Below are 17,573 nucleotides of genomic sequence, written 5' to 3'. Positions count from 1 at the left end.
ATATTAACAAAAAATTTATAGCTTTTCAAACTATAATCCTACTCCCTTTATTTTTCACACAAAAATGGTATAATTCGTATCAAAAAAGGAGGAGATTAAAGAATGGGAGAGATAAGGAACAATATATTGGAGCTAATAGGAAATACTCCTCTTGTTAGGCTGAATAAAATTGTTGATGAAGATATGGCAGAGGTTGTAGCAAAAATTGAATTTTTCAATCCTGGTGGAAGTGTAAAGGATAGAATTGCTTTAGCAATGATTGAGTCTGCAGAAAAAGAAGGCTTATTAAAAAAGGGTTCTGTAATTATCGAGCCTACCAGTGGAAATACAGGAATTGGACTTGCAATGGTATGTGCTGTGAAAGGATACAAATGTATATTAACGATGCCTGAGACTGTAACTATTGAGAGAAAAAAAATATTAGAAGCCTATGGTGCAGAGGTAATTTTAACACCATCTTCTGAAGGTATGGCGGGAGCAGTTAAAAAAGCAGAGGAACTTCTAAAAGAAATTCCAAATAGTTTTATGCCCCAGCAATTTAAAAATCCCGCAAACCCTGCCATCCACAAAAAAACTACTGCTATTGAAATATGGAATGCTGTGGATGGGAAAATAGATGCCTTTGTAGCAGGAGTAGGTACTGGAGGAACCATTACAGGAGTTGGGGAATTTTTAAAGGAGAAAAATAAAAATATTAAGATAGTTGCTGTTGAGCCTGAAAAAAGCCCTGTTCTTTCAGGAGGAGCTCCAGGTCCCCATAAGATTCAAGGGATAGGAGCAGGATTTATCCCTGATGTACTCAATTTAAAGATCATTGATGAGATCATTAAGGTAAGTGATGAGTCCGCCATAGAAACTGCCAAAAGTCTTGCTAAAAAGGAGGGCATCTTTGTAGGTATATCCGCAGGTGCCAACACTTTTGCTGCATTAAAAGTAGCAAGGGAGCTTGGAAGAGGGAAAAGAGTGGTGGTTATCCTCCCAGATACAGGAGAAAGATATTTATCAGTCTTCTCCAACGGAGGATAACTCCACTTCACTGAACTGGCTCATATAAAGATTGTAGTAAAAGCCCCTCTTTCTTAATAGTTCTTCGTGGGTACCCCTCTCAATTATTTCTCCGTGGTTTACCACGAGGATTAGATCTGCATTTTTTATGGTGCTTAGCCTATGAGCTATAATAAAACTTGTTCTTCCCTCCATTAGTCTAAGCATGGCGGATTGTATGTATCTTTCTGTCATAGTATCTACGTTGCTGGTTGCCTCATCTAAAATTAATATCTTAGGATCCGCCAAAATAGCCCTTGCAATAGCAATGAGCTGTCTTTGTCCCTGACTAAGGCTTCCTCCATCTTCAGAAAGTACAGTATAATAGCCTTTTGGCAGGCTCAAGATAAACTCCTCTGCATGTGCAAGCCTTGCAGCTTCTTTTACTTCCTCATCAGTAGCAGAAAGTCTTCCATATCTAATATTTTCCATTACTGTTTCTGAAAAAAGATAAGTATCTTGTAAAACAATACCCAAATTAGCCCTTAAACTACTCTTCTCTATCTTTCTAATATCTATTCCATCTAATAATATACTTCCCTCATCTACATCATAAAAACGTGCAATTAAGCTTGCTATAGTTGTCTTTCCAGCTCCTGTTGGACCTACGATGGCTATTTTTTGACCAGGAAGAGCCCTAAAATTAATATTTTTTAGCACTGGTACACCTGGCTTGTAGGAGAAATAAACATTTCTAAATTCTACCTCTCCTTTTACCTCTTTTAACTCTATTAAGTTTTTATCATCCTCTTTCTCTTCCTCTTCCGCCATAACCTCAAAGATTCTCTCTGCACTTGCAATGGCGGACTGTATCATATTAAATTGGTTGGCAAGTTCATTTATTGGTCTTGTAAATTGTCTTGAGTAACTTAAAAATACAGAGATAGTTCCAATGGATATGAGTCCCCTGAAGGCAAACCAACCGCCAAATCCTGCAATAATAGCAAAGCTTAGGTTATTAAGAAGGTTCATAATAGGACCAATAATACGTGAATAAATCTGTGCCCATACTCCTACCCTTCTCAGCTCCTCATTTACTACAGAGAATTTTTCATACTCTTTCTTCTCCCTATTGAATATTTTTATAATCTTAAGTCCTGAAACATCCTCTTCAATTATGCTATTCAATTTACCTAATATCGATTGATTAGCATAAAATAAATTTCTTGTCCTTCGTGAAATAAACTCTGTTACAAAAATAGTAAGAGGAATAGTAATCATACTTATAAAAGTAAGGGTTACATTTACCCTTAACATCATAATAAAGATTCCTGCTAAGGTTATAATCCCTGAAAACATCTGGATAATGCTATTTCCCAGTACAAAACCAATATTATCTATATCATTGGTAAACCTACTCATAATATCTCCATAGGGTCTCAGATCAAAATATTTCAAGGGAAGTGCATGAATCTTATTAAATAAATCCTCTCTCATTTTAAAAACAAGCCTTTGTGTAGTATCCAGCATTAAATACCCCTGAATCCAAGCCAAAACTGCCCCTAAAACATATATTCCTCCAAGAAATAATAAAAAGTTAAAAAATCCCTCAAACCTCTTTGGCACTATATAATTATCAATTGCTTTTCCAATTAGGAATGGTCCTAAAATTCCCAGCAAGGAAGAAATCAATACTAAAAGAAAAGCAATAAGTAATCTAACCTTAAATATACCTAAGTAACCAATTAATTTTCTAAGGGTTCCCCATGGATCCTTTACCTTAACATCCGTATAACTCCTTAAAGGTGGTCTTCCACCTGGTCCTCTAAATATGGGTCCTGGTCCCATCCTTCTCTGATCACGCATACTCTATTCCCTCCTCACCAAGCTGCGACTTAAAGATCTCCTGATATACCTTGTTACTCTTCAAGAGTTCTTCATGCTTTCCTATTCCTGATATTCTTCCCCTATCCATCACAATAATCTTATCCGCATTCATAACAGTACTTATTCTTTGTGCAATAATAAAGGTTGTAGAATTTTTCATGATTTCCTTTAATCCTCTCAAAATCCTTTGCTCAGTAGCAAAATCTACTGCAGAGGTACAATCATCAAGAATAAGGATCTTAGGCTTTCTAATGATGGCTCTTGCAATGGCAATCCTTTGTTTTTGTCCTCCTGATAGTGTAACTCCTCTTTCTCCAATAACAGTATCATAACCTTGTGGTAAATTCATGATGAAATTGTGGGCTTGGGCAATCTTTGCAGACTCTATGACTTCTTCTGTTGCATCTTCTCTCCCAAATAATATATTCTCCCTAATGGTCCCTGTAAAAAGAATAGTATCTTGAGGCACCATAGCAATTGAACTTCTAAGTCCCTCCAGATCATAATCTCTAACATCCACATCATCAATCAAAACCCTTCCAGAAGAAACATCGTATAACCTTGGTATCAGATTTACTAACGTAGATTTACCTGAGCCTGTAGTTCCAATAATAGCAACAATCTCTGAGGGCTTAGCAATAAAAGAAATATCTTTTAAAACATACTCATCACTGTTATAACTAAAATAAACATGATCAAAAACAACTTCTCCCCTCTCAATGGTCTTTTTTACAGGTTTTTCCTTACTTTCAATGGAAACTTTCTCATCTAATATCTCATTTATTCTTTCAACAGAGGCAGATGCCCTTGATATAAACATCAAAATGTTTCCAATCATCATAAGAGAAAACATAATCTGCATCATGTAATTTATATATGCCATGATCTCTCCTACCTGCATGGTGCCACTTTTTACCTGAAATCCTCCATACCACAAAACAAAAATCATACTGAAATTCATCACCAACATAAAAAGAGGCATACCATATACAGTTAATCTTATGGCTCTCTTAACCGCATTCATTAGCATTTCATTTGCCTTCCTGAATCTTTCCTTTTCAAAATCACTTCTCATAAATGCCCTTACAATCCTAATTCCTGCCAAGTTCTCCCTAACAACCCTATTTAACCCATCTATTCTTTTTTGCATTTCAGTAAATAATGGAAAACTCTTTTTCATAATAAAGATAAAAATAAAGGATAAAAGGGGAATAACAAAAAGAAAGATAGTGGACAAACTCCTATTTATTGAAACAGCCATTATAATTCCACCGATAAAAAGAAGAGGAGCTCTAACAACTATTGTTAAAGACATAGTAACGGCATTTTGCAATTGAGTAATATCATTGGTTAATCTTGTAATTAATGAAGATGTATGAAACTTATCTATATTGGAAAAGGAGAAGGATTGTATCTTTTTAAATAAATCCTTTCTTAAGTCCGCACTAAAATTTTGTGAAGCAAAGTTTGCAAAGATACCACAGCCAACTCCCCCAACAAGACCAATCAAGGCAACTCCTACCATCTTAAGCCCAGTATTTATGATAAAAGGAAGATTATGTTTTAGTAGTCCTTCGTCCACAATTCTTGCAAGAAAGGTAGGCTGATAAAGATCACAGATAACCTCTACTACCATAAATAGTGGGGCAAGAATTAAAAAATGAAGATATGGTCTTAAATACTTTAGAATTTTCCGCATTTCTTTCCATCTCCTTCCTCATTTAACCTTCTCAAATTCTCCCTAATTTTAATGAAAACTTCCTCCAAAAATCTTCTCTCCTCCTCATTTAATATGCCAAAACAGTCCTGAGAGAGGGTTTCAAAAATGCTCTTTAGCTTACATACTAAATTTTTCCCCTCTTCAGTAATATAAATCTTTGTAAATCTTTTATCCTTTTCATCCCTTCTTTTAACTATGTATCCTCTTTTCTCTAATCTTCTTAGAATAAGGTTCAAAGTAGATGGTTTTATTTTTAGCTCATACGCTATCTCCTTCTGAGTAATCCCATCCCTCTCAGAAAGTAGAAGGAGTACAGGAGCTTGTCCTCGAAAAAGTTTTACTTTTCCAAGGAGCATCTCCCTTCTTATAAAATGTTCCCTTAATACATCCTTAAATAAGCTATATAAAGGATCTTTCATTCCAAATCTTCCTTAAAAATTATTTAGCTAACTAAATATTATCATAGAAAAGGAAAAAATGAAAGAGAAATTTTTGACATTTAATTTCCAATTTCATATAATTTATACTAAATTAGTCAAAAAAAGGAGGAGTAAATAATGAGAAAAGTATATTTGGATTATGCAGCCACAACACCTGTGAGACCAGAAGTATGGTCCGCTATGGAGCCTTACTTAAAGGAATATTTTGGAAATCCATCAAGTTTACATAGATTTGGAAGAGAAACAAGAAATGCTATTGAATCTGCCAGGGAAAAAGTAGCAAAAGCTATCTCCGCAAAGCCTGAAGAAATAATATTTACCAGTGGTGGTACCGAGGCAAATAATATGGTATTAAAAGGGGTTGCCTTTGCCCTGCAGGAAAAAGGAAAACATATTATTACAACCCCAATAGAGCACCATGCTGTATTGGAACCATGCCATTTCTTAGAGAAATTGGGATTTGAAGTTACATACCTTCCTGTAGATAGATATGGACTTATAGATCCCGACGATCTAAAAAAAGCCATCAGGAAGGACACTATATTAATATCCATCATGCACGCCAACAATGAGATAGGAACCATAGAGCCTATTAAAGAGCTTGCCCAAATTGCAAGAGAAAGGAATGTTTACTTCCATACAGATGCTGTACAAACTGTAGGTCATATACCTGTAGATGTTAATGATTTAGGGATTGATTTCCTTTCAATTTCTGCCCATAAGTTTTATGGTCCAAAAGGAATAGGAGCTTTGTATATAAGAAAGGGGAGCAAATTATACTCTTTAATTCATGGGGGAGAGCAGGAAAGCAGAAAAAGAGCAGGAACAGAGAATGTAGCAGGAATAGTGGGTTTTGGTACTGCCATTGAGCTTGCTGTAAAAGAATTAGATCAAGAAATGAAAAGATTAACAGAGCTTAGAGACTACTTCATCAGTGAGGTAGAAAAGAGAATAACTGATGTTTATCTGAATGGTCATAGGGAAAAAAGACTTCCTAATAATATTAATTTTAGTTTTGCATACGTTGAAGGAGAAGCTCTACTTTTAAACTTAGACTTAGAAGGTATTGCGGTATCTACAGGATCTGCATGTAGCTCAAGTTCCTTAGAGCCCTCCCATGTTCTTTCCGCCATAGGAGTACCTATAGAGCTTGTACAGGGTGCCTTAAGATTTACCCTGGGACTTTGGACTACAAAAGAAGACTTAGACTATACCTTGGACGTTTTAGAAAAAACAGTAGAAAAGTTAAGATCCATATCTCCATATAAACAGGGGTGGACATTAAAGCGTGAGTAGAGTTGTTGTAGCAATGAGTGGTGGGGTTGATAGTAGTGTAACAGCCCTACTACTTTTAAAGGAAGGATACGAAGTTATAGGATTAACCATGAATATTTCCGTTTCTTCAACCTCCATTAATGATGCCAAAAAAGTAGCCTATCTTCTCAATATTCCTCACTATGTAATTAACCTAAAAAGAGAGTTTGAAGAAACTATTGTTAAATATTTTGTAGAGTCCTACGAAAAGGGATATACTCCTAATCCTTGTATGTTTTGTAATAGATTTATAAAATTTGGTTTATTGATGAAAAGAGCCAAAGAAATATCCGCAGAATATTTTGCCACAGGTCACTATGTAAAAAAAGAATGGGATCAGGAAAGGAAAGTGTTCTTGTTGAAAAGGGCAAAGGATGAAAGAAAAGATCAGTCCTACTTTTTAGCCTATCTAACCCAGGAACAGATAGAAAAATCCCTTTTCCCCTTAGGAGATTACACAAAAGAAGAGGTAAGAAGAATTGCAAGAGAAAATAATTTGGTCACAGAGGAAAAAAGCGAAAGCCAAGAAATATGCTTTCTTCCCAATAACGATTACAGAGAGTTTATAAAAAAATATGTAAAGGAGAAGAAGGGAAAAATTATAACGGAAGATGGAAGGATAGTAGGAGAACATGATGGAGTATTTTCTTTTACCATTGGGCAAAGAAAGGGATTAAAAGTAGCTATGGGAAAACCTGTATATGTGAAGGAAATAGTACCCGAGGAAGGATTAGTAATAGTGGCTGAAAGAGAAAGAATCTTGTCAAATTTAGTATATGCAAAAAATGTTAATTTCCCATCCTTTAAACCTAAGAAGAAAAGAATAGATGTTTTTGCTATGATCCGCTACAACATGAAGCCCCAGCCTGCAGAGCTAAAAATTATATCAGAAGAGGAGGTAATGGTAGAATTTAAGGAGCCTCAATGGGCACCAGCTCCAGGACAAATCTTAGTTTGTTACCTTGAAGATTTTGTCCTTTGTGGAGGCATCATTGAAAAGATGAAATCACCCCCCTCCTAATCTATATTAAACTAATCCCAACTCCTTATGCTTCCTATATACTTTTTCGGAAAGCTCATCTAAAAGTTTTAAATCTTCTTTCTTAGAAAGACCCTTTACAAGCACGGGATCAAGGATTTCTGCATCAAGATTTGTTATCATTCCTTTTATTATATCTACAGTTTTTCCTCCCCAACCATAGGATCCAATAATAGAAACCAATTTTGCTTTAGGCTTTAGAGCATTTGCCAAATAAACTGCAAAAACCACATGGGGATGTGGTCCTGTAAGAACCGTTGGCGTTCCTATAATTATACTTCCTGCATCCACTAAAGATATAGCCAGTTTCCCAATATCAGCAGAGGATAGGTCAAAAATCTCCACCTTTATTCCCTTCTCGATCAATCTTTCCGTAAGGTAATCAACCATGATCTTAGTACTATCATGCATGGATACATATGGTATAACCACAATATTTTTAGGGGGATTATTTACCCAATCATTATAGGCGGAGATTATAAAATTGGGATTTTGGTATATGGGTCCATGACTTGGAGCAATCATACTAATCTTATATGGGCTTAGCTTCTCCAAATTTTTCTGGATAATAGCCCTAAAAGGCATCATAATCTCCGCATAATATCTTTTTGCAGACTCATAAACTAATCCCTCATCAGTTACATAAAGGTCTGAAGTTGCCAAGTGGGAACCAAAAAGGTCGCAGGTAAAGAGTATCTCATCCTCTAAAAGATAGCTAACCATTGTTTCCGGCCAGTGTACCCATGGCGTATATATAAACTTCAGGGTTTTATCCCCCAAGGATAAGGTTTCACCATCTGCCACCGTAATAAACCTATCCTCTGGTATATGAAGGTGTAAACTAAGTAACTCTTTTCCTTTTAGATTTGTAACCACCTTTGCATTTTTATACTTCTCCAACACATAAGGGATAGAGCCTGAATGGTCCTGCTCCGCATGGTGCGAAATTATATAATCTATATTATCTATCTCTTCTAAGTAGGAGAATAGTATATCCTTCTTTGATGGATCTACTGTATCAATTAGGGCGGTTTTTTCGCTCCCTACTATTAAATAGGCATTGTAGCTTGTTCCATCTGGCAAAGGAATTAAGGAATCAAAAAGTCTTCTATTCCAATCCTGCGCCCCCACATAATATATATTCTCTTTTATAACTCTTGGTTTCATATTTCAACCTCCCAATTTATACTTTTTTAGTCTTATTTTCGCAATAATTATATACCATTTCCCTATTAATTGCAAATTTTTTTTCAATAAATTTTTTTCTCTTTGCGAAGATATTCCAATCTTATTCTTACAGTATCTTGGGATACCCAAAAAATCTTAGCAATCTGAGGGATGGAAAGATGTAGATAATTTTCCAATATAAAATAGGGGAGAAGAAGGGTACCTGCAAAAATATTTGCCTCCCTCTCCTTCTTCTTATCAAATCTTAGAGAATCCCCATCATGGAGGAAATAATGCCCCAGTTCGTGAGCAATAGTAAACCTCTTTCTTACCATGGGATCCTTCTCCTCTACTAACATAATCTGTTTATCATTGTATAAGATAAGTAGACCGGAACCTGCAGGAAGATTAGTATAATGGATATCTATGCCAAGACCAAAAGAGATAAGCTCAGGCTTTATAGGAGGCTTATTTGCAGAAAAATAAAGCAGTATCTGCCTTACCAAATCCTCATACATCTTTCCAAAACTCTCCCCTCTATTTGAAAATATTTTAACATGTAATGAATTTTTTGTATAATAAAAGAAAAAAGGACGTCTTTTATGTTATTTAAAGAGGAAATACTGAAAGATATTATTTTAGATTCCATAAAAGAGCATGTTATCCTCTACGACAAGGATATGAATATCCTTTATGCCAATAAGTCCGCAGGAGACTCTCTAAATCTACCCAAGGAAGAATTGATAAATAAAAAATGCTATAATCTTTGGCATAAAAGAGAGAGCATCTGCGAAAACTGTCCTGTTAAAAAGGCTATGGATACAAAAATGCCCCAAGAGGCAGAAATAAAGACTCCCAATGGAAGAATATGGTTTATAAGGGGATATCCGGTATTAGATGAGAATGGAAATATAATAGGCGCAGTAGAACTTACAATGGATATTACTGAGAAGAAGAAGATGGAGGAAGAAATAAAATATTTAAGTTTTCATGATTCTCTTACAGGACTTTACAATAGATACTTTTTTGAGGAGGAATTAAGGAGACTAAACACAAAAAGGAATCTTCCCCTTACAGTAATCATGGGAGATTTAAATGGTCTAAAGCTCATAAATGATGCCTTTGGACATGAAGAGGGAGATAAATTCATTATAGCCATAGCGGATGTATTAAGAAATTCGTGTAGAAAAGAGGATATCATTGCTCGATGGGGAGGGGACGAATTTACCATTCTTCTTCCCAAAACTGACAAATTCACAGCTCAGGAGGTATGCGAGAGGATAAAAAGAAATTGTGAAAAATACAGTATTGAAAACAATAATGCAATAAAGCTAAGTATATCCTTAGGATATGCCACGAAGGAGGAGGAAAGGGAGAATATAGAAGATATTATTAAGATAGCGGAAGATAGGATGTATAGAAATAAACTGATTGAGGGAAAAACCTTTAGAGAGTCTGTACTATTATCCCTTAAGAGTCTTCTTTGGGAAAATAGCTATGAGAGTAAAGAGCATGAGGATAATATAGAAACACTATGTTTAAGAATGGCGGATTACTTATATCTTTCCGATGTAGAGAGGGAAAAACTATCTCTTCTTTCTCATTTCCATGATATCGGAGAGATAGCCTTACCCCCTACCATATTAAAGAAGAATGGTCCTTTAAATGAAGAGGAGTGGGAAATTGTTAAAAAGCATCCAGAGATAGGATATAGAATTGCAGGAGCAAGCTATGAACTATCCATCATATTAGATGAGATCCTTTCCCATCATGAATGGTGGAATGGAGAAGGATACCCAAGAAAACTTAAAGGAGAAGATATTCCTTTGGTTTCAAGAATTTTTATGATTGCTGATGCTTATGATGTAATGATAAGAGGAAGACCTTATAAAAAGGCAAAAACAAAAAAGGAGGCTATTGAGGAATTGAAAAGATATGCAGGAATACAATTTGATCCTAATTTGGTTCCTATCTTTCTAAATATTTTGGGATAATTATGATTATTAAATATATAAATGCTTTTTTGGAATATTTAGTTTGGCTTCTACCTATTGGGATAATTGCTCTCTTAAGATTTAAACTAACTTCAAAAAATGGAAAAATAAATGGCATTCAATCCATAGTAGTATCATCCATTCTTACCGGAGTTTCTGTAACCATTAAAAACTTTCTTATACTCCAATCTCCTTTAAAATTAGAAAATGCCATTCTTATTGGGAATTTGTGTATCTTTTTTTCTTATTTATTTATCCTCATATCTATAATTCAAATAAAAAGAGAGATTACTGAAAAGATAACTATCCCTAAAAGAATATATTTTTATTCACTCTTACTTCTACTTCCTCCATTCCTTGCTCTAATAAACAAAAATTATATCTTGGCTTTAGACCTCTTTATATACTATGCCATAATAGTAATACTACTCTCTTCAGTAGGAACCATTTATCTTCTCATAAGAGAGAGAACCTTTTATAGATCTCTTTCTCTTGGTTTTTTCTCTCTAAGTGTTAGTTTAGATTATCTATTAAAAGCTTTTTCCTCCTTTTATAATATAAGCTTTCTGCAAGAATTAAAATTTTTCTCCTTTTTATTGAGAGGCATCTCATCTACCATACTTTTCATTACTTTTTTGAAGGCAGTAATTAATGCAAGTGCCAAAAAAGAAGAGGAGATAACTATCTCATCCAGTCTAAATTTTATAAATAATTTTTTAAGGGCTGGTCTTATTTGGACCATCATTTTCTCCTTAGTTACCTTCATAGCTTTTTCCTATTTTAATAAGAGTATAAAAGAGTTAAATAACAATTTTCAGTATGAACTCACCTTAAATACCAAGAATATTGAAGATAAGTTTATAAATCTTATTGAGAAAATTAGTAAAGAATTGAGAAGCTTGGGAGAGGATGAAAATATTATATTCCTTAATGAGAAGGGAAAGAAAGCTCTCGTATCTTATTATCTTAGAAATGATGGAATAATAGCAAGTATTACCCGCATGAATAAAGAAGGGAAAATTATCTTTACATATCCATATACCCAAAATAAAGGATTTCCCACATTTATTTACCATGAGCCCCTTTTCTATAAAGGGGTATTTTCAGGTTCCTTAGCAGTACTTTTTAAGGATACTCCATTATTAAATATCATTTTAAAAACTGAATCCTTAAGGGGAGAGATAAACTTAATTACAGATAGTAAAGGAAACATTATTATTGCATCTAAAAAAGAATTACTATTTAAGAATGTAAAAGATATCATTAAGGAATGGGGAAGAGTCTTTTTAGTAAGGACCCCTCTAAAAATTGCAGGTAATATATCCTATATCTATTCCATAGCACCCTACAAAACCTTTATTAATGAGATAATATATAAACTTTCCCCTATGATCCTATTTATAATTTTACTAATATTAAGTATTGTCACCTATATGGTTCATTTGACAGGGGTCTATTATAAAGAATGGGAAGAGCTAAAAAGCATTGCTATAAATCAATATTCATCATCCCTTACCCTTTCGGATAAGCTATCAAGGCTTGTTGAGTTTTTTAGCACTACTGATATAGAGCAAAATACAACTGAATTTTATAGAAGGCTTTTAAACTATACTTTATCCATAATTAAAAATGCAATAGGAGGAATAGTGGTAATAAAAGAAAATAATAGATTTTCTATTAAGGCGCAAGTAGGTGATTGTGATAATGAATTAATAGAGGAGATTTTATCTCATCCTACAATGATCCCTAATATTATTAAGGCGGAGGATGCTAAAAATTATTCCCTATTACATGTACCCTACATAGTGGATAATAATTATTATGGTGCATTGATACTATTTTACAGCTCTCAGGAATATTCCACTGAGGATATAGAGATTGCTAAATCTATATCAAACCTGGTCTCCGCCCATATAAAAAATAGGCTTCTTACAGACTCTTTAAAAAAGGCAGAGGAAAAGATCATGTATATGATTTCTGAATTTTCAAAGATAGATATATCCCTTGAGGATGAGGAGTTTTTCAAAGGTATATTGAATGTAGGAAGGAGTTTAATACCCCATGCGGATGCAGGCTCTATAATAATTAAACATGGAGACTATTACAAATATGAAGATTCCTTTGGATATAATAAAGAAATTTTACATAATATAATTTTAAATGATGATACAATTTATAAGCCAAAGGAAAATAAAGCTCATATAGTTAAAGATATTGTTTCTTTCAATAATACATTGCCCTCTCATCTTAGAGAACAATTTAACTTAGCAGGATCAGAGAAAATTAAGCAAACCTTGGTAGCCCCTATATTTATAAACAATGAATACTTTGGAGGTATATTTTTTGATAGTTTTTCAGAGAAGGAGGTTTTCAAAAGGGAAGATTTTAAAATAGCGGAAGCACTATCAAAGCTTTCAACAGCCTTTATTGAGAGCAAATTAGCATATGATAAGCTAAATAAGTTGCAATCCTTTGATAAGGCTGGAATTTCCCTCTATAGAAACATAACCTTAAGCTCAAAAAAGGATGAGATTATAAAACACGTTTATGAAATTTTGAAAGAGTTGTATGAAGATTTGGATTATGTAGGAATATTGGAGAAAGAGAAGAAAGATTTTAAATTCCATCTATATAATGGATACTATATGGATTCTACTTCTTTTAGAAATGAAGAGGGAATAATTTTAAAAACTCTCGAAGATAAGGTCTCCCAAATAAGTGATGAGGAGGTCTCAGTTTATACCAATGTCACTAATTTCCCCATATTTTACATTCGTTTCAACACTATTAAAAAATTTGAGGATGAAGAGAGAGCATTTTTTGAAAGATATGGAAGGTATGTAGCTAATTTATTCCAAATGGTAACATCCCATCAAAGGGCAAAAGAGTTGCTCTTAGGATACATGTTATCCATAACAAGAGCTATAGAGTCAAAAGATCCATATACAAAGGGGCACTCGGAAAGAGTTACATTCCTATCCCTATTCATTGGAGAAAAACTCCAATTGGATAAAGAAAGTCTGCAAAAGATAATGATGGCAGGACTGCTTCATGACGTAGGAAAGATAGGAGTTCCTGAGGAGATTCTGAATAAAAAAGGGAAATTGACAGAGGAAGAATTTGAAATAATAGTTAAAGAGCACCCAACAATAGGGGAGGAGATAATACTGCCATTAGATCCAGAAATAGCAAGAATAGTAAGGCATCACCATGAGAAATGGGATGGAACAGGATATCCGGATGGTCTCTCAGGAGAAGATATTCCCCTTCTTTCCAGGATAATAGCAATCGCAGATGTATTTGATGCCCTAACTTCTGATAGACCATATAGAAAAGCCTATGAGTTAGAAAAAGCTATAGAGATTATGATGGAAGAATCAGGCAAAAAGCTTGACCCATATATAACCAATATATTTATATCCAACATTTCTACTAATCTCATTGACTCTCTGAAAAATATTGATATAATCTCTATAAGCGAAAAATACTTTGACTAAAAATTGTTTCACGTGAAACATTAACATTAAAAAGAGGGAGAAATATGAAAGATTGGTGGGATAGGAACCCAACACTAATAGTCTACAATAATCTGAATGTAGTAGACGAGAAAATTAGTAAAGAGGAGTTAAATGCAATTAATACATACTTCAAAATATTTTATGAGGATATAAGGGAAAATTTTAAAAATTTGGGAAGCAATACTTACATCTATGAAGAGCATAAAGAATTATTTAAAAAGGAATTTCATGTGCCTTTTGGTATAATACTAAATCCTGTAGCAATAGGTGATTTTCCATACCCAAATTCCTTTGAAGGCTTTGAGGAATTCCTTAGGGAGAATTTACCAGAAGTTTTCCCTCCTTTTGCTATAGAGATAGGGAAAAATACCCTTAATCTTTCCCCATCTCCCCATCCCAATTTCATTAATGTTATTTTTATCCATGATGAGAAAGAATTGATATTTAATCTTCCCTATGATAAAAAGATACTTCTATTTAGGATGTTTATGGCAAAACTTGGTGCCTTTAAAAATATCATCATCCCTTACAAATTAAAGAACAATGATATTTATGTGAATGGTTTTATTCTTTCCACCTTAGAAGGAGGATGCCCTGTTTTAAAAGATACAAAAGAGCTTTCAAAAAGGCTTAGGGTATTTGGCTCCTGTAAAGAGGTTGGAGGACACAGGAAAAGAAATGATGTTATCCCCTATGATAAGTGGGAAAACTCCATAGGTGTTAGATCTATAATAAATCTTGGAAGGTATTTAGGAGAAAAGGGGCTTCTATCCTCTCCTGTGGAGATAAATAGCTTAGTTAAGAATGAAAAATTAGGTAAATTTATATCCATGATCCTATCCTACTCAAGACAGGCGGAAGGTGCCTTTATGTCCTATGACTATGAATTAAAACTTTTTGTAGTAACTGCATCAGGCAGATTTAATGTGGATAAGTCAAACCTATCTCCTAAGGATTTAGTTCCTGTTATCCCAACTGAAGAAGGGATCGTAGAGGTTTTTAATATTGAGAATATAGAAGTAAAGGGACCATCGGTAGAGGCAGAAGAATTTACATTGCCCCTTAAGGAACTTGGTCAGGATATTCCTGAAATTTTGGGAATAGTTCATCTTCATAGAGGAATAGATTACTTTGATGATGAGAAGATCATTTATGTGCCACAGGATATAGAAAAGTATCCACCTGTTGGCTGTGGTGTAGATCTTATGCATGAAATGAGCAGATATGCCATATTCTATGCTATTAATGAAAGGAAGATTCATCCTGAAAAAAAGATAGCAATATTCTCAGTTCCCAACCATGGCACAAATATTTACTGCTTTAGGGATGAAAAGTCCCTATCCAATCCCTTTATATACTTTTTAAAATTTCTTGAGGAAGGTAAAATTAAGTTTAGGTTTGATGTGCCACAGGTGTAAAATTTTGCTCTTGGAAGTATAATAAAGAGTGCAAAGCTTTTTTGGTTTTCTGATAATTCTGCTCGATAAGATTGTAAGTAAGGTTCAGGGAGTAAAGATCCTTACTCAAAATCCCTATTGTATCTTAAGGTATAGACCTGTTAAAGCTAAAAAAGATATTTACCTTCCTAATGGTGATCTCATTAAAAAAGGCACCTGGTATATAGAATTACATCTATGGAATGAACATCTCCCAAAACTTCCTCAGGATGGTGTTAGTTTAGCTTGGGGTAAAAAATTCCTACATCTTCTAAATCTATCCTTTTTAGAGCTTTTGAAATTTCTTGAAAACTCTCCTTGGAAAAATTCTGAGTATTTGATGGGAGAAATAGCCTTTTTCTTTGTCGATCAGGAAAGGATAATGAATTTTTTGAAAAAGCTTGGATTTTTAGTGTTAGAAGTAGAGGAGGGAAAGACAAGAGGGGAAGATTTCTATAGATTCTTACAAAATGGATATAGCTGGTGTTTAGTCTACGCCTATAATCCCCAAAGTCTTAAAAGAAAGAAGGATTTTTTTAAAGCAAAAAGATATCATATCTGGATAAAAAAGGAGATCCTTAAAAGAAATTTACATAAACTCCCTCTTCATTCTTCTCCATATAAACAAAAGCCCAAATATATTAATAACCATCACAACTAAATTTAAGTAAAATTCAAAGGGATAGAATCTATTAAGAAGGTAGTAAACAAGGACAAGGATCTCTAAGATTAGACCCCATATAAGGGTTACCAATATAGGTCTATAAATATCCATACTTCTTCCTCCCTATTAAAGTCTGTAAGTATATTGTATAATAAAAATGAAAAAGTTTTAAACTTTTTTAGGAGGTTTCAACATGAAGTTTTTAATCCTCTTAACCTTACTTTTCCTAATTACCATCGCCTTTGCCCAAAACCAGGTTACTATCTATCAGCAAAATTTAGCGGTAGTATCCATTACTAAAAAGGTACAGTTGAAAAAAGGTATAAATTTTGTACCACTCTCTGAGATTCCTCAAAATGTATCTCCAGACTCCTTTTTCATTGTGACTAATAATGGCTCTATAATAACAGAGGTATTATATCCTCCAACTGGAGTTTGGATTGAGTCTCCATCAGACATGGAAGAAACCTTGGATATATTTTATATTCTTCAGAATATTAATTGGTCCGCTTATCATCTCCTACTCATAGATAATGACCAACTAAAATTTAAAACTAATGTGCTAATTAAAAATAATACGCCAAGCTACCTCCAAAATGTAAAGGTTAATCTTCTTGCAGGTGAGGTTTCTCTTACGGAAGATAGATTTTTTGACCTTAAAAGTGTAGACATGGAAGCAGATATGTCCATGCAAAAAGAAAAATCCTTTGAATCCTTACAGGGTTATAAAATCTATTCAATTCCTGATGAGATTAGTATATCTCCAAATGGGACAAAAATTATTCCATTAATAGATACAAATATAAAGAATGCCCTAAAAAGATATATCTATGAATACTCAAAATCCTTTGATAGTGTTTTTATCTTTTGGGAGTTTGATAACAAAAAGGAAAATGGGCTTGGAATACCTATTCCTGAAGGAAACATAAACATATTTGTAAAAGATCAAGGTAGAACAGTATTTCTTGGAGAATCTCCCTTAGACAACACCCCTGAAGAGAAAAAAATATCTATTCTACAGGGGATTGATTTTGATCTAAAAGGGGAAAGAATAGTTGTATCCTCAACAGAAAAGAAAAATGGAAATTACACTGTTAAAGAAAGTAGTGTAAAAATTAAGCTTTTAAATGCTAAGAAGGAAAATGTAGTGATAGATGTTATTGAATATTTAGGTAAGGGCTGGCAAATAACATCCTCCAATATACCTGCAGAAAGATTGGATGAAAATAGAGCATTATTTAAAGTGGAGGTAAAGGCACAAAGCACCTTCACATTAGAATATACTTATAAAGTAACATACTTAAAGTGATTAAGGAGGAAAGAATTATCCTGTAAAGTTAAAAATTGATATAATAAGAACAAGAAAAACATTAGTATAAACTTTTCTATGGTAGTGTTAAATATTTATGG

Annotated in this window: 13 protein-coding genes and 1 pseudogene; 8 read left to right on the top strand and 6 right to left on the bottom strand. The window is 33.8% G+C overall.

The annotated features are described in order from the left end of the window. Nucleotides 1-102: 102 nt before the first annotated feature. Nucleotides 103-1,026 (top strand): cysteine synthase A, encoded by a 924-nt coding sequence (gene cysK / locus CBR30_07040; protein ID PMQ01246.1) that lies wholly within the window; start codon nucleotides 103-105, stop codon nucleotides 1,024-1,026. On the opposite strand, the gene CBR30_07035 is transcribed toward cysK, so the two are convergent. From CBR30_07035 to CBR30_07025, 3 genes are read right to left on the bottom strand one after another with little or no spacing between them, the layout of a single operon-like run. After that, the gene (locus CBR30_07035; protein ID PMQ01245.1) at nucleotides 1,003-2,850 is read right to left on the bottom strand and encodes a multidrug ABC transporter ATP-binding protein; all 1,848 of its coding nucleotides are present in this window, start codon (nucleotides 2,848-2,850) and stop codon (nucleotides 1,003-1,005) included. The two genes, cysK and CBR30_07035, sit on opposite strands and share 24 nt — an antisense overlap. Further along, a complete protein-coding gene (locus CBR30_07030; protein ID PMQ01244.1) occupies nucleotides 2,843-4,570 on the bottom strand; it encodes a multidrug ABC transporter ATP-binding protein in 1,728 nt (575 codons plus the stop codon). Before CBR30_07030 ends, CBR30_07035 begins: the two co-directional genes overlap by 8 nt. Continuing rightward, the gene (locus CBR30_07025) at nucleotides 4,555-5,010 is read right to left on the bottom strand and encodes a transcriptional regulator (protein ID PMQ01243.1); all 456 of its coding nucleotides are present in this window, start codon (nucleotides 5,008-5,010) and stop codon (nucleotides 4,555-4,557) included. Before CBR30_07025 ends, CBR30_07030 begins: the two co-directional genes overlap by 16 nt. 135 nt (nucleotides 5,011-5,145) lie before the next feature. Here CBR30_07025 and nifS point away from each other — a divergent pair, with 135 nt between their 5' ends. Both nifS and CBR30_07015 read left to right on the top strand, forming a co-directional pair. Beyond that, the gene (nifS, locus tag CBR30_07020) at nucleotides 5,146-6,327 is read left to right on the top strand and encodes a cysteine desulfurase NifS (protein ID PMQ01242.1); all 1,182 of its coding nucleotides are present in this window, start codon (nucleotides 5,146-5,148) and stop codon (nucleotides 6,325-6,327) included. Between the two features lie 13 nt (nucleotides 6,328-6,340). Continuing rightward, nucleotides 6,341-7,366, top strand: a complete 1,026-nt coding sequence (locus tag CBR30_07015; protein PMQ01270.1) for a tRNA 2-thiouridine(34) synthase MnmA — start codon at nucleotides 6,341-6,343, stop codon at nucleotides 7,364-7,366. A gap of 6 nt (nucleotides 7,367-7,372) precedes the next feature. Here CBR30_07015 and CBR30_07010 read toward each other — a convergent pair whose 3' ends face one another. Together CBR30_07010 and CBR30_07005 are read right to left on the bottom strand one after the other, a co-directional pair. Next, nucleotides 7,373-8,551: an MBL fold hydrolase gene (locus CBR30_07010; protein ID PMQ01241.1), complete on the bottom strand. Its 1,179-nt coding sequence runs from the start codon at nucleotides 8,549-8,551 to the stop codon at nucleotides 7,373-7,375. 83 nt (nucleotides 8,552-8,634) lie between these two features. Beyond that, nucleotides 8,635-9,069: a hypothetical protein gene (locus CBR30_07005; GenBank protein PMQ01240.1), complete on the bottom strand. Its 435-nt coding sequence runs from the start codon at nucleotides 9,067-9,069 to the stop codon at nucleotides 8,635-8,637. 84 nt (nucleotides 9,070-9,153) lie between these two features. Here CBR30_07005 and CBR30_07000 point away from each other — a divergent pair, with 84 nt between their 5' ends. The 4 genes and pseudogenes from CBR30_07000 (at nucleotide 9,154) to CBR30_06985 (ending at nucleotide 16,082) form a co-directional block, all read left to right on the top strand. Then, nucleotides 9,154-10,545, top strand: a complete 1,392-nt coding sequence (locus CBR30_07000) for a histidine kinase (protein PMQ01239.1) — start codon at nucleotides 9,154-9,156, stop codon at nucleotides 10,543-10,545. A 2-nt stretch (nucleotides 10,546-10,547) separates the two neighbouring features. Then, complete coding sequence (locus CBR30_06995) at nucleotides 10,548-14,042, top strand: hypothetical protein (protein PMQ01238.1); 3,495 nt, start codon at nucleotides 10,548-10,550, stop codon at nucleotides 14,040-14,042. A 44-nt stretch (nucleotides 14,043-14,086) separates the two neighbouring features. Next, nucleotides 14,087-15,481 (top strand): hypothetical protein, encoded by a 1,395-nt coding sequence (locus CBR30_06990; protein PMQ01237.1) that lies wholly within the window; start codon nucleotides 14,087-14,089, stop codon nucleotides 15,479-15,481. A gap of 28 nt (nucleotides 15,482-15,509) precedes the next feature. After that, nucleotides 15,510-16,082, top strand: a pseudogene (locus tag CBR30_06985) (hypothetical protein). Nucleotides 16,083-16,088: 6 nt separating this feature from the next. On the opposite strand, the gene CBR30_06980 reads toward CBR30_06985, so the two are convergent. Then, entirely contained in the window at nucleotides 16,089-16,274 is a 186-nt protein-coding gene (locus tag CBR30_06980; GenBank protein ID PMQ01236.1) for a hypothetical protein, read from the bottom strand. Nucleotides 16,275-16,356: 82 nt separating this feature from the next. Between CBR30_06980 and CBR30_06975 the strand changes: the two genes are divergently transcribed. Further along, on the top strand, nucleotides 16,357-17,472 hold the full coding sequence (locus CBR30_06975) for a hypothetical protein (GenBank protein PMQ01235.1): 1,116 nt from the start codon (nucleotides 16,357-16,359) through the stop codon (nucleotides 17,470-17,472). Nucleotides 17,473-17,573 lie beyond the last annotated feature (101 nt).

The sequence above is a fragment of the Dictyoglomus sp. NZ13-RE01 genome (genome assembly GCA_002878375.1).
In the GTDB taxonomy this organism is placed as follows: Bacteria; Dictyoglomota; Dictyoglomia; order Dictyoglomales; family Dictyoglomaceae; genus NZ13-RE01.
Note: the sequence above shows the minus strand (reverse complement) of the source record. Positions and strands in the feature narration are given on the sequence as shown.